The 12,903-nt window shown below is 74.4% G+C and carries 9 protein-coding genes; 3 read left to right on the top strand and 6 right to left on the bottom strand.

Translation table 11 applies throughout. The features are described from left to right. Positions 1-90 precede the first annotated feature (90 nt). Entirely contained in the window at positions 91-1,329 is a 1,239-nt protein-coding gene (locus BDZ31_RS01795) for an ATP-binding protein (protein ID WP_183338400.1), read from the top strand. Between the two features lie 15 nt (positions 1,330-1,344). Here the strand turns inward: BDZ31_RS01795 and hrpA are convergent, their stop codons facing one another. The 4 genes from hrpA to BDZ31_RS24445 all read right to left on the bottom strand — a co-directional run bounded on the left by hrpA (position 1,345) and on the right by BDZ31_RS24445 (position 8,446). Continuing rightward, complete coding sequence (gene hrpA, locus BDZ31_RS01790) at positions 1,345-5,355, bottom strand: ATP-dependent RNA helicase HrpA (protein WP_183338398.1); 4,011 nt, start codon at positions 5,353-5,355, stop codon at positions 1,345-1,347. A gap of 63 nt (positions 5,356-5,418) precedes the next feature. Then, positions 5,419-6,426 carry an iron-siderophore ABC transporter substrate-binding protein gene (locus BDZ31_RS01785; RefSeq protein ID WP_183338396.1) on the bottom strand — a complete coding sequence of 336 codons (1,008 nt, stop codon included), beginning with the start codon at positions 6,424-6,426 and terminating at the stop codon, positions 5,419-5,421. Between the two features lie 86 nt (positions 6,427-6,512). Continuing rightward, a complete protein-coding gene (locus BDZ31_RS01780; RefSeq protein ID WP_183338394.1) occupies positions 6,513-7,355 on the bottom strand; it encodes a DMT family transporter in 843 nt (280 codons plus the stop codon). A 77-nt stretch (positions 7,356-7,432) separates the two neighbouring features. Then, positions 7,433-8,446 carry a YybH family protein gene (locus tag BDZ31_RS24445; RefSeq protein ID WP_221242783.1) on the bottom strand — a complete coding sequence of 338 codons (1,014 nt, stop codon included), beginning with the start codon at positions 8,444-8,446 and terminating at the stop codon, positions 7,433-7,435. A gap of 277 nt (positions 8,447-8,723) precedes the next feature. Between BDZ31_RS24445 and BDZ31_RS24665 the strand changes: the two genes are divergently transcribed. Together BDZ31_RS24665 and BDZ31_RS01765 are read left to right on the top strand one after the other, a co-directional pair. Then, positions 8,724-9,608 carry a FadR/GntR family transcriptional regulator gene (locus tag BDZ31_RS24665; protein ID WP_246344374.1) on the top strand — a complete coding sequence of 295 codons (885 nt, stop codon included), beginning with the start codon at positions 8,724-8,726 and terminating at the stop codon, positions 9,606-9,608. Positions 9,609-9,980: 372 nt separating this feature from the next. Next, positions 9,981-10,907, top strand: a complete 927-nt coding sequence (locus BDZ31_RS01765) for a sterol desaturase family protein (protein ID WP_183338392.1) — start codon at positions 9,981-9,983, stop codon at positions 10,905-10,907. Here the strand turns inward: BDZ31_RS01765 and BDZ31_RS01760 are convergent. Then, a complete protein-coding gene (locus BDZ31_RS01760) occupies positions 10,867-11,796 on the bottom strand; it encodes a hypothetical protein (RefSeq protein ID WP_183338390.1) in 930 nt (309 codons plus the stop codon). The two genes, BDZ31_RS01765 and BDZ31_RS01760, sit on opposite strands and share 41 nt — an antisense overlap. Positions 11,797-11,895: 99 nt before the next feature. Continuing rightward, on the bottom strand, positions 11,896-12,873 hold the full coding sequence (locus BDZ31_RS01755; protein ID WP_183338388.1) for a helix-turn-helix transcriptional regulator: 978 nt from the start codon (positions 12,871-12,873) through the stop codon (positions 11,896-11,898). Between the last annotated feature and the right edge of the window lie 30 nt (positions 12,874-12,903).

Genomic DNA, 12,903 nt, shown 5'->3' with positions numbered 1-12,903 from the left:
CGACCCGCGCACCTGAAGATCAGCGAGGCTTAGTTCTGCAGATCAGCGAGGTCGACGCCTGAAGATCAGCCGAGGTATTATGCTGCCGGCATGGCGTTGATCCGGCGTGCCCTGACACCTCGGCTCGACGAGATCCTCGCCGACACGCGGGTCGCCGCCATCCTTGGCCCGCGTCAGTCGGGCAAGAGCACGCTCGCGAGAACGCTGCTCGACGGGCGGGGCTTTCGGGCCTACGTGACACTCGATGACCAGACCGTCCGTGAACAGGCGCTGCGCGACCCCGACGGTTTCCTGGCGGGTGTCACTCGCCCGGCGATCATCGACGAGATACAGCGAGCGCCGAACCTGATGCTGGCGCTGAAGATCGTGGTGGACGCCGATCCGACGCCAGGCCAGTTCGTGATCACCGGCTCGGCCGATCTGCTCACCCAGCGCGGCGTCGCGGACGCGCTGCCCGGTCGAGCGGAGTACCTGCGCCTCTGGCCGTTCGCTCAGAGCGAGCTGCATGGCACCGAGCAAACGCTGATCGACCAGTTGTTCGCGGGGCGTCCGCCGCAGCTCTACGAGCAGTCGCCCGGCCTCGCGTCGCACGCCGAGACGATCGCGCGCGGGGGCTTCCCGGACGCCTACGGCCGCAACGACCTGCGCCGCCAGGGGTACTTCCGCGCGTACGTCGAGACGCTGCTCGGCCGGGATCTCCGGGACGTTGCGCCGCAGACCGATCCGAGCTCGATGCCGCGGCTCCTGCGGACGGTGGCGACGCGCTCCGGGGAGTTGGCGAACTTCGACAGCCTCGGCCGGGACATGCGCGTCAGTCCCAACACCGCGCGTGCGCACGTCGCGCTGCTCCAGCAACTGTTCCTCGTGCACCTGCTGCGGCCGTGGTCGGGGAACTTCAGTCAACGCGAGGTGAAGACGCCGAAGCTGTTCGTCACGGACAGCGGGCTGCTCTGCTCTCTGCTCGGGACGTCGGCCGAACGGCTCGTGGCGGACGGCTCGCTGGGCGGTCGGGCGCTCGAGACCTTCGCGGTCAACGAGCTCGTGCGTCAGGCGGGATGGTGCGAGGAGCTGCTCAGCGACCTCTACTTCTTCCGCGACCGCGACGGGCGGGAGGTCGACGTCGTCGTAGAGGCGGCCGACGGTCGGATCGCAGCGGTGGAGGTCAAGGCCGCCGCCACCGTCGCCACGTCGGACACCCGTGGGCTTCGATATCTGCGCGACCGCCTCGGCGACCGCTTCGTCTGTGGAGTGGTGCTCTGCACGGGACGCGCGACGGTGCCGCTCGGCGAGCGCCTGTGGGCGGTGCCGTTGAGCGGGCTCTGGCGCTGACGGCGAGCTGACCGCCTACCCCGCCGCCCACGCCTCCGCGAGCAGTCTGCGGATCCGCTTGGAGGAGACCTGGCCTCTGACGCCGAGCCCCTGCGCGAAGTGGCTCATGCGCAACTCCTCCAGCTGCCACTGCAGCTCGAACATCACCGGCGGCATGGGTCGGCCGGGCGGCCAGCTGTCGCGCCGCTCGCGGACGGCCTCCTCCAGCTCGTGGACGGCCTTCATGCGGTCGGCGTCGGCGGCGCGGTGGTCGGGGACGCGCTCGAGGCGATGGAGCGCGCCGCGCAGGTAGCGCTCGACGTCGGGCAGCCGTGCGGCGCCGGTCGCGGCGACGAAGCCGGGGTAGACGAGCCGGCCGAGCTGGCGGGCGACGTCGAGCCGCACCGGCTCGAACTGGGCCGCCGACAGCTGCGCGATCCGCTCCATGATCTCGCCGCGCAGCGCGAGGATCCGCGCGACCTGGCGGGCGAGCTGGAGCGTCCGCTCGAACAGCTCGCCGGCGACGTGGTCGCGCAGCCGCTGGAAGCCGGCGGCATCCCACGCCGGACCGCCGGCCTCGGCCATCAGACCGTCGACGGCGGCCAGCAGCGCGTCGTCGAGCGCCGGGCCGGCGCCGCCGTGGGGCGCCGCCGCGAGCGCCAGCGCGTCGCCCATCCCGAGCTGCTTCTGCACCTGTCTGACGGTCGCCGGCGGGACCGAGAGCAGCAGCAGGCGCCGCGTGCCGGCGTGCATCGCCGCCCACTGCTGCGCCGGCGTGTCGAGCACCTTCACGCCGACCGTCGAGCCCTCGTCGACGAGCGCTGGGTAGGCCTTCGCGATCCCGCCGCTGCCGGGCAGCTCGACCGTTCTGGGCAGCGTCCCGATCGTCCACGCGCTCAGGCCGGTTCTCTCCAGCGACGAGCCGGCCCGTCTCGTCAGCTGCGCCTGCAGCCGCGGCCGCACGCGCGCCCGCAGCGCCTCGAGGTCGTCGCCCTCGGCGAGCACTCTCCCTCGCTCGTCCTCGATCGAGAAGCGCATCCGCAGCCACGCCGGCAGCCGCGAGCGGTCGAAGTCGCCGGGCGCGACGCGCACGCCGCGCACTCTGCCGATCAACCGCGCGATCGTGTCGAGCAGCGCGCCTCTGGCGACGTCCTCGGGCGTCAGCGCGCCGACGATCTGCGCCGCGACGTCGGGGACCGGCACGAGCGGCCGCCGCAGCTCCTTCGGCAGCGAGCGGATCAGTGCCGTCACCAGCTCCAGCCGGAAGGCCGGCACGAGCCACTCGAAGCCCTGCTCTCTCAGGCCCGCGAGCGCCGACAGCGGCACGTGCGCGGTGACGCCGTCGTGGTCGGCGCCCGGCTCGAAGTGGTAGGTGAGCGGCAGCTCCAGCGTCCCCTGGCTCCAGCTGTCGGGCCGCGCCCGCTCGTCGAGCGCGCCGGCGGCCTTGTCGCGGTCGACGAGCAGCTCTCTCGTGAAGGTCAGCAGTCTCGGATCCCGCTGGCGGGCGCGCTTCCACCAGCTGTCGAAGTGGGCGCCGGAGACGACCTCGGCCGGGATCCGCTCGTCGTAGAAGTCGAACAGGACGTCGTCGCCGACGAGGATGTCGCGGCGGCGGGCTCTGTGCTCGAGTTCCTCGATCCGCTCGATCAGCTCGCGGTTGTCGTGGAAGAAGCGGTGGCGCGTCTGCCACTCCTCCTCGACCAGCGCGCGGCGGATGAACAGCTCGCGCGCGAGCGCCGGGTCGATCCTGGCGTAGGAGACCGTCCGCGCCGCGACGATCGGCAGCCCGTACAGCGTCACCCGCTCGGTCGCGACGACCTCGGCCCGCTTCTTCTCCCAGCGCGGCTCCGAGTGGGTCCGTCTGACGAGGTGCTCGGCGAGCGGCTCGACCCACTCGGGCTCGATCCGCGCGACGACCCGGCCCCACAGCCGCGAGGTCTCGACCAGCTCGGCCGCCATCACCCATGGCGGCTGTCTGCGCGCCTGGCCCGAGCCCGGGAAGATCGCGAATCTCGCCCCGCGCGCGCCAAGGTACTCGCCCCGTCTTCTCGCGCTCGCCTCCTTCACGCCGAGGTGGGAGAGGAGGCCGGCGAGGATCGCTCTGTGGACCTCCGGCAGCTCGGCGTGCTGCTGGTTGAGCTTCACGCCGACGCTCCTGGCCGCCTCGCGCAGCTGCCCGGCGAGGTCCTGCCACTCGCGCACGCGCAGGTAGTGGAGGAACTCTCTCTTCAGCCGCTTGCGGAACTGCGAGTTCGACAGTGCGCGCTGCTGCTCGCGCACGTATCTCCACAGGTTGAGGTAGGCGGCGAAGTCGGAGTGGTCGTCCTTGAAGCGCGCATGCGACTGGTCGGCCTGCGCCTGGTGCTCGGTCGGCCGCTCGCGCGGGTCCTGGATCGACAGCGCCGCCGCGATCACGATCACCTCGCTGGCGCAGCCGAGCCGGTCGGCCTCCAGCACCATCCGGCCCAGCCGCGGGTCGACCGGCAGCTGCGCGAGCTTGCGGCCGAGCGGGGTCAGCGTGCCGCCGTCGAGCGCCCCCAGCTCGCGGCTGCGGCCGTCGCCGTCGGAGCGCCGCGGCGGCGCCAACGCCCCCAGCTCCTGCAGCAGCAGCACGCCGTCGCGCACCTGGCGTCTGTCGGGCGGCTCCAGGAACGGGAACTCCTCGATCGAGCCGAGTCCGAGCGCCGCCATCTGCAGGATCACCGAGGCGAGATTCGTGCGCAGGATCTCCGGGTCGGTGAAGCGCGGGCGGGCCTCGAACTGCTCCTCGGAGTAGAGGCGGATGCAGATGCCGTCGGAGGTGCGGCCGCAGCGGCCCTTGCGCTGGTCGGCGGAGGCCTGCGAGACCGGCTCGATCGGCAGCCGCTGGACCTTCAGCCGCGCGCTGTAGCGGGAGATGCGGGCGCTGCCGGGGTCGACGACGTATCTGATCCCCGGGACGGTCAGCGACGTCTCGGCGACGTTGGTCGCCAGCACGACGCGCGGTCTCGAATGGGCTCTGAAGACCTTCTGCTGCTCGGCGGTCGCCAGCCGCGCGTAGAGCGGCAGGATGTCCATTCTCTGCCCGAAGCGGGAGCTGAGCGCGTCGGCCGTGTCGCGGATCTCGCGCTCGCCGGAGAGGAAGACGAGCACGTCGCCGCGGCCTTCGCGCTGCAGCTCGCGGACGGCGTCGCCGATCGCGTCGACCTGGTCGCGGTCGTCGGGCTCGGGCGCGTCGCCGTCTCCGTCCTCGCCCTCGGGCGGCTCGACCGCCAGCGGCCGGTAGCGGACCTCGACCGGGTAGGTGCGGCCGGAGACCTCGACGATCGGCGCGTCGTCGAAGTGGGCCGAGAAGCGCTGCGGGTCGATCGTCGCGGAGGTGACGATCAGCTTCAGCTCCGGCCGCTTCGGCAGGATCCGCTTGATGCAGCCGAGCAGGAAGTCGATGTTGAGGCTGCGCTCGTGCGCCTCGTCGACGATGATCGTGTCGTAGCGGCGCAGCAGCGGGTCGCGCTGGATCTGCGCCAGCAGCAGGCCGTCGGTGACCAGCCGCACGAGCGTCTCCTCGCTGGAGCGGTCGTTGAAGCGGACCGAGTAGCCGACGGCGTCGCCGAGCGGCACGTTCAGCTCCTCGGCGATCCGCTCCGCGACCGTCCGCGCGGCCAGCCGGCGCGGCTGCGTGTGGGCGATCGCGCCGCGCACCCCGCGCCCCAGCTCGAGGCAGATCTTCGGCAGCTGGGTCGTCTTGCCCGAACCGGTCTCGCCGGCGACGACGACGACCTGGTTGTCGCGGATCGCCTCCGCCAGCTCGTCCTTGCGCGCGCTGACCGGCAGCTGCGGCGGGTAGGAGACCTGGGGGACGAGCAGCCGCCTCGCGGCGACCTTCGCCTCCGCCCGCTCGATCTCGGTGGCGATCTTCAGCAGCTCCTCGCCGCGCGCCTCGTCGCCGTGGATCCCGCGCAGGCGGTCGAAGCGCCGCTTGATGCGGTGCTCGTCGCGGATCGTCAGCTCGGGCAGGCGGGCGCGCAGGTCGGCGAGCGGCGCCTCCGGGAGGGACTGCGAGGACACCCCCTCAGGATAGGAGGCGGGGCGCCCGGCCCGGCGGCTGAGCCGGGGCGGGCGCCGCCGGCGCTACCGCGCCGCTTGCTCGAGCAGCGGCACGATCTCCCGCAGGCCGTACTGGACGCTCAACGCCGACGGGAAGGCCATCGACGTCGCCGGCGACAGCGGCAGCTCGACGTAGCGGCCCGCTCTGACGGCCGGCAGCCGCTCGAACAGCGGGTTGGCGGCGAGCGCTCTCAGCTCGGCCGGCGACGGCGAGGTGCCGATCACGACGTCGGCGTCGAGCAGCTCGTAGCGCTCGGCGCTGATCTGCGCGCGGCCCTCCGTTCCTCTCAGTCTCGCGATCTGCGGGGAGAGGACGAAGCCGAGGTCGGCGAGGAACTTGATCGAGAAGTCCTCGTGCCGGTTGATCGCCCACGCCGTTCTGTCGACGGCGTTGAAGAAGGCGATCTCCTTGCCCTCGAAGTCGGGATTCGCTCTGCGGGCGTCGGCGACCTGCCGCTCGGTCTCGGCGATCAGGTCGGCCGCCTCCTGCGCTCTGCCGAGCGCTCGGCCGATCCGCTCGGTCGACTGCTGCCAGCTGTCCTCGCCCTCGCCGGTCTCGAACGTGACGACCGGGGCGATCTGCCGCAGCTCGTCGTAGACGTCGCCGATGCCGTAGGCGTTCGTGGCGAGGATCAGGTCCGGTCGCTCGGCCGCGACCTGCTCGACCGGGTAGCCGGTCGACGTCGTCAGCAGCTTCGGTCGCTCGCCGCCGAGCGCCTCCTTCGTCCACGGCTGGATGCCGTCGTCGGCGTAGTCGACTCTCGCGATCGCGACCGGTCTGACGCCGAGCGCCAGCGCCGCGTCGGCCGACGGGAAGTCGAGCGCGACGACGCGCTCGGGCGCCTGCTCGATCTCGACCGTCCCGAGCGCGTTCTCGATCGTCACGGGGAAGGCGCCGGCGGTCGCGGTCGAGGTCGCCGCGGTGGTGGTGGCGGCGTTGCCGCCGCTGTCGTCGTCGGAGCCGCAGCCCGCGAGCGTCACGAGCAGCGCGGCGACGAGGGCCAGCAGCGGAATTCGGGTGATCGAGCGCATTAGGGCACCCTAACAACGATCGCGTGCGGGTGATGCCGGGTACCCCGCGCCGGTCCGCAGGCGGTGCTCGGCGGACGGGGTGGTGCTCAGGCGGTCCCGGCGACGACGAGCGCGACGCCGGCGAGCGTCAGCGCCGCGCCGGTCCGCTGCAGCCGCGTCAGCCGCTCGTGGTGGATCGTCCGCGCCAGCACCACCGTGACGACCGGGTAGAGCGACGAGAGGATCGCAGCGAGCGTCAGCGGCCCGAGCGCGGCGGCGGTCGCGTAGAGGGTGATCGCGCACGACTCGACGACGCCGAGGCCGAGGATCGCGGCGCTGGGCCGCAGCGGCGCCTCGCGTCGCAGCGCTCGGCGGGTCGCGAACAGCGCAGCGAGCAGCGTCACCTCGGTCAGCCGCTGCGTCAGCACCGCCGTCACGACGACCTCCTTGGAGGCCTCGTGGATCAGCAGCAGCGCCGATCCGATCAGGACGGCCGTGACGACCGCCGCGGCGATGCCCGCCCGGTTCGCGCGCTCGCCGCCGTGGCCGCGTGCTCGGCTGGCGAGCACGGCGCCGGCGCACGCGACGGCGAGTCCGACCAGCGTGACCGCGCCGAGGCCGGCGCCGCCGAACAGCCCGACGACCGCGGGGACGATGCCGCTCGTCGCGATGATCGGCGCGGTGATCCCCATCGGGCCGATCGCCAGCGCGCGCACGAGCGCGATGCCGCCGAGCGCCGTGGCGACGCCGGCGCCGACGGCCAGCGGCATCCGCGGCGGGTCCCACGGAGCGGCGAGCGCGAGCGCGACCAGCCCGATCGACACGAGGCCGCCGAAGCGCAGCATCAGCGCGACCGCGACCGGGCTGCGCGAGCGGCCGGCGGTGCCGGCGCCGAAGTCGGCCACGCCCCAGGTGAGCGACGCGCCGAGCGAGAGCAGCAGTGCGGTCATCGCCCGCCAAGCTCGCAGTTGCGCCGGGCGCGGTCAACGACCGCGGCGAACAACGACGGCGGAGCCGGGGCGCCGCGTCAGGCCGTCTCGCTCCCGTCGCCGCCGCTCGGCGCGAACGGCCATTCCTCGAACGCGACGGCGCGGCCGTCGGGGCCGAAGCGGACGATCCAGAGGTTGCGGTAGCGCCGCTCGGGCGCGCCGTAGACGACCTCGGTCCGCAGCACCGCGACGTCGCCCTCGGCGGCGACGTGCTCGCTCGTCAGCGTGAACGGCTCGCCGGGGCCGTCGCGGCCGGCGTCCCAGAACTCCATGATCTCCGCGTGGCCGGTCAGGGTCGGCTCGAACGGCTTGAGCGAGTAGGTCGCGTCGGGGGCGAACAGATCGGCGACCGGCTCGGTCCCGGCCGTCCGCCACGCGCGCTCGTACGCGGCCACCCACGCCGCCGCGCGGTCGCGCAGCTGGGCGTCGCCGGGTGCCGGCGGGGGACCGGCCGCGGCGGCGCCCGGAGGCGGGGCGCCCGGCGGCGGCGCGGGAGCGCCGGGGTGGGCGCCCGCAGGCGGGATGCCGGGTGGCGGAGGCGGACCGGGGTGGCCGCCCGCAGCGGGTCCGCCGGGTGGCGGGGGAGGGCCGGGGTGGCCGCCCGCAGCGGGTCCGCCGGGTGGCGGAGGCGGACCGGGGTGGCCGCCCGCAGCGGGTCCGCCGGGTGGCGGAGGCGGGCCGGCGTGGCCGCCCGCAGCGGGTCCGCCGGGTGGCGGGGACGGGGCGGGCGGCGCCGGTGTGGGGGCGCCGGGTGGCGGGGGAGCGGGCGCGGCGGCGCCTGGACCGCCGAACGCCGCGCGTCCGGCGAACGGCCCGGTCGGCGCGTGGACGCGGTTGACGACCAGCTCGTCGATCTCCAGGCGCTTCACCTTCGCGCGGCCGATCGCGAGGCGGCCGATCGCGAGCCGGCCGATCGCCGCGGCGCCGACGGCGAGCGCACCGCCCGCGACCGCGCCGAACGCGGTCGAGCCGCGAGCGTTGGCGCCGATCGCGCTGGCCGGGCGCGCCTCGGGGGCGTGGGGCGAGTGGTGGTTGCGGTGGCGGCGGTTCATCGACCGGTGGTACCCGTTGCGCCGGACCGCGACGCCGCCCCGCCCGCCGAGCGCCGCCGCTGCGCCGACGCGCCCGCGCCGCCGACATGCGCTCGACCGCCGGCTTCCGCCCGCACGGCCGTCCGGCGCGACCGGCGGTCGGCGCGTCGTCGGCGTGTGCTTTGGCCGTCGCTTGCGTCCGGCGCGATCGGCGGTCGGCGCGTCGTCGGCGTGTGCTTTGGCCGTCGCTTGCGGCCGGCGCGACCCGCGGCCGGCGCGCACTGGTACAACCGGTGCGATGGCCGCTGGCGACATCCAGGCACGACGCGTCTCAGACGTCGTCCACGAGCGGCTGCGGCAGGAGATCCTCAGCGGGCGGCTGGAGCCGGGCGCTGCGGTGCCCTCGGAGCGGGTGCTCGCCGAGGAGCTCGGCGTCAACCGCCACGCGGTGCGCGAGGCGCTGAAGCGGCTGGAGCAGGCCGGACTCGTCCAGATCAGCCAGGGCGGCCCGACGCGCGTGCTCGACTGGCGCGAGCGCGGCGGCCTGGAGGTACTGCTCGACCTGATCGACGACCCCGGCGAGCTGCCGCCCAAGGAGCTGGTGCGCGCGGTGCTCGAGCTGCGCGCCTGCATCGGCACCGACGCCGCCCGCCGCTGCGCCGAGCGCGCCCCGGCCGCGGCCCGCGAGCGGATCGCGTCGCTCGCTGCCGCGCTCGCCGCGGCACGCGCGCCGGGTGCCGGGGGCGCGCACGCCCCCGGCGCCTCGGTCGGTGCGGAACCCCGCCCGCCCGTCGCCCCCGGCGGCGCCGACCAGCGCGCGTCCAGTGGTACCGACCCGCGAGCCCCAGGCCGTCCCGACCAGCGCGCGCCTGACGGCGCCGATCGGCGCGCGGCCGGCCGTCCCGACCAGCGCGCGTCCGACGGTGCCGCAGACGAGACGGTGCTCGCGCTCTACGACGAGTTGTGGCGGGAGATCGTCGTCGGCGCCGGCAACCTCGCCTACCGGCTCGCGCTCAACTCGCTGCTCGCCGCGCTCGCGTCGTTTCCGCGCCTCGCGATCGCGCTCGTCCCGGACGACCCGGTGCGCCTCCACGCGCTCGGCGACGCGATCGCCGCCGGCGACCCCGCCGCCGCCGAGTCCGCCGCCCGCGCGCTGCTCGAAGCCGACGAGCCGCCGGCCTGAGCCGGCTGCCCCGCACTGCCACCCGCGCCCGCGCCGCGCTGCCACCCGCGCCCGCGCCGCGCTGCCACCCGCGCCCGCGCCGCCACCTCCGCCGGCCCCGCCACCACGCGCCCCTCCCACATCCCTCGTGACCACCGCGGTATGAGTGGCGATTTGGGGTCGTATTGCGACCCCTGATCGCCACTCATACGAGCGTTGTCCCGTCGGATGTGGGGATTTGGCCGGGGTGTGTGGTGCCGCGGCCGGCGGTTGCCGCGGCTCGTCACCACTGGTATAACCAGTTCGGCAACTGGTCCAACCAGCGTGCGGAGCGAGGTGTGCGACCGGGAGGACGGGCTCCAGCTTCGCCCGGCGCGCATCCGGAGGTGAGCCGTGCTCGGCGTCTTCCTCGCCGCGGTTCCGTTCTTCCTGCTGTCGATGGCGGTCGAGTTCGCCGTGCTCGTGCGCGAGGCGCGGGAGGCGAGCGCGGACGGGCGCGAGCGAGACCCGGGCGCGCCGATCGGCTACGAGCTCCGCGACACGCGCACGAGCCTGGCGATGGGGATCGGCCACCTCGTCATCCTTGGGATCTTCAAGCTCGGCATAGTCGCCGTCTACGCGGCGCTGTTCACGCTCACCCCGCTGCGGATCCCGACCGACGCCTGGTGGGGCTGGGCGCTGCTCTTCCTTGCCGACGACTTCACCTTCTATATCTGGCATCGCTGCCACCACCGCGTCCGCTTCTTCTGGGCGACCCACGTCGTCCATCACAGCTCGCAGCACTTCAACCTCTCGACCGCGCTGCGGCAGGACTGGACGCCGTTCGGCGTCGGGCTGTTCTGGATCTGGATGCCGCTCGCCGGCTTCGAGGTGTGGACGATCTTCCTCGCCCAGTCGTGGAGCCTGCTGTACCAGTTCGGCCTCCACACCGAGACGATCGGGAGACTGCCGCGCCCGATCGAGTGGATCTTCAACACCCCGAGCCACCACCGTGTCCACCACGGCTCCCAGCAGCAGTACCTCGACCGCAACTACGGCGGGATCCTGATCGTCTGGGACCGCCTCTTCGGCACCTTCGAGCCGGAGGGCGAGCGGGTCCGCTACGGGCTGACGAGAAACATCGACACGTTCAACCCGGTCCGCGTCGCCTTCCACGAGTACGTCGACATCTGGCGCGACGTGCGGCGGGCGCGCGGCTGGCGCGACCGCCTCGGCTACGCCTTCCGCGGACCGGGCTGGCGACCGCGACCCGAGCGCGCCGAGCTGGAGCCGGAACCGGTCAGAGACGACCGTGCGCCCGCAACAGCGCGAGCGCTCTGACGGTCGCGATCCCGCGCCACTCGATCGCGCCGGCCGGCGACGCCGACGGGAAGTCGACCGTCCAGCCGCCGTCCTCCCGCTGCTCGCGCTCGAGGTCGTCGAGATGGCGGGCGACGGCGTCGGCCGGCGCGAGCGCTCGCAGCGGGCGGCCGGGCAGCGGCGAGATGTCGAGCGCGCGCAGCCGCTCGCCCTCGACGCCGCCCTCGACCGGCAGCTCGGCGTCGGCCGGCACGAACGCCGCGATCCGCTCCAGCTCCGCGGCCGCGGCGGGGACGCGCGCCTGCGCGGCGTCGAGCAGCCACAGCACGTAGCGCAGCTGGTACGCCGGCCCGCGCTCGCGCATCTGGCCGATCTCGCCGAGGCAGTACGCGGTGACGCGCTCCAGCCACGGGTGGGCCGCGACGCCCGGGTCGAGGTCGGCGAGGCGGTGGGCGGCGCTGGCGATCCCGGCCGTGATGTGGAGCGAGGAGACGGTCGGGTCGGCGCCGGCCCACCACGGCGCGGTTCCGGGAGAGGCGGCGCCCGCGATCGAGAAGGGCAAGCCGCCGTCGGCGAGCGTGACGCGGTCGAGCCAGTCGCACAGCGCGCGGCCGATCTCGGCCGGCACCGGCGTTCCGCCGCTCGCGCGGTCAGGAGGGAGCCCCGCGGCGAGCGCCGATTCCAGCAGCTCGAGCGCGTGAAGCGCCCCGACCGGCTGGCTGCTCTCGGCGCGCAGGTCGGGCTCCAGCGCCCAGCCGAAGCCGCCGTCGGGATTGCGGTAGCCGACGAGCGTCGCGGTCAGCGCGACGGCGGCCGGCGCGCCGCCGCCGAGCACGACGTCGAGATGCCGCCGGTCGAGCAGGCGGGCATGGGTGGCCATGAAGTCGCGGGCTGCGGCGAGATCGATCATGGGGAGATCGTCGCGCGCCGCGCACCGGAGCGCTTGAACGAAACGGACGTCATGCGTCGTGCAGGCGGGTTCCGCGCCGGCGAGACGGACCGGCCCGACTCAGCCGCCGTCGCCGCGCGCGGCGCCGGCGGCGCGACCGAACGCGCCGGCCAGCCGTTCGACCTCGGCGACGAACGCCGGCGGCTCGAGCACCTCGAACTCGCAGCCGATCGAGGCGACGTGGACGGCGAGGCCGCCGTACCACTCCGAGTGGGTGCTCAGCAGGCAGCTCTCCGCGTCGACGGCCGTCAGCGACGCCGACAGGTACGGCACGCGCGCGACGGCCTCCTCGAGCGGCAGGCGCAGCAGCACGCGCGCCTCAACCCGCCCGCGCGCGCTGGCGACCTGCCGCTGCACGTAGGCGGCGACGTCCTCGGCCGGCGGATCGCGCGGCTCGAAGCGGCGGTCGACCATCGGCCTGCCGTCGATCCGGTCGACGCGGAACAGCCGCCAGTCGTCGCGGTCGACATCCCACGCGACGAGGTACCAGCGCCGCTCCGCGTGCACGAGCCGGACCGGCTCGACCAGCCGCCGGCCGCTCGCGCCGTCGTGGCGGCGGTAGGAGAAGCGCAGCCGCTCGCGGTCGCGGGCGGCGCTCGCGATCAGGCTCAGCAGCTCGTGGTCGACGGCGGCGTCGGTCGCGATCGGCAGCGCGGCGGTGAAGGTCTGGAGCGCGCCGACCCGCCGGCGCAGGTGTCTCGGCAGCACCTGCTCGAGCTTCGCGAGCGCCCGCACGGAGCTTTCGCCGATCCCCTCCACCGCGCCGCCGGTCGCGGTCCGCAGCGCGATCGCGACGGCGACCGCCTCCTCGTCGTCGAGCAGCAGCGGCGGCAGCTCGGCGCCGGCGCCGAGGCGGTAGCCGCCGGCGACGCCGCGCGTCGCGTCGACCGGGTAGCCGAGCTCGCGCAGCTTGTCGACGTCGCGGCGGATCGTGCGCGGGGTGACGCCGAGTCGGTCGGCCAGCTCCGCGCCGCTCCATTCGCGCCGCATCTGCAGCAGCGACAGCAGTCTGAGCAGGCGTCCCGAGGTCTCGAGCATGGCGACAGGCTCGCAGGGATTGAGGACAGG

Source organism: Conexibacter arvalis, from assembly GCF_014199525.1.
In the GTDB taxonomy this organism is placed as follows: domain Bacteria; phylum Actinomycetota; class Thermoleophilia; order Solirubrobacterales; family Solirubrobacteraceae; genus Conexibacter; species Conexibacter arvalis.
This window is presented reverse-complemented; position numbering and strand designations above follow the sequence as displayed.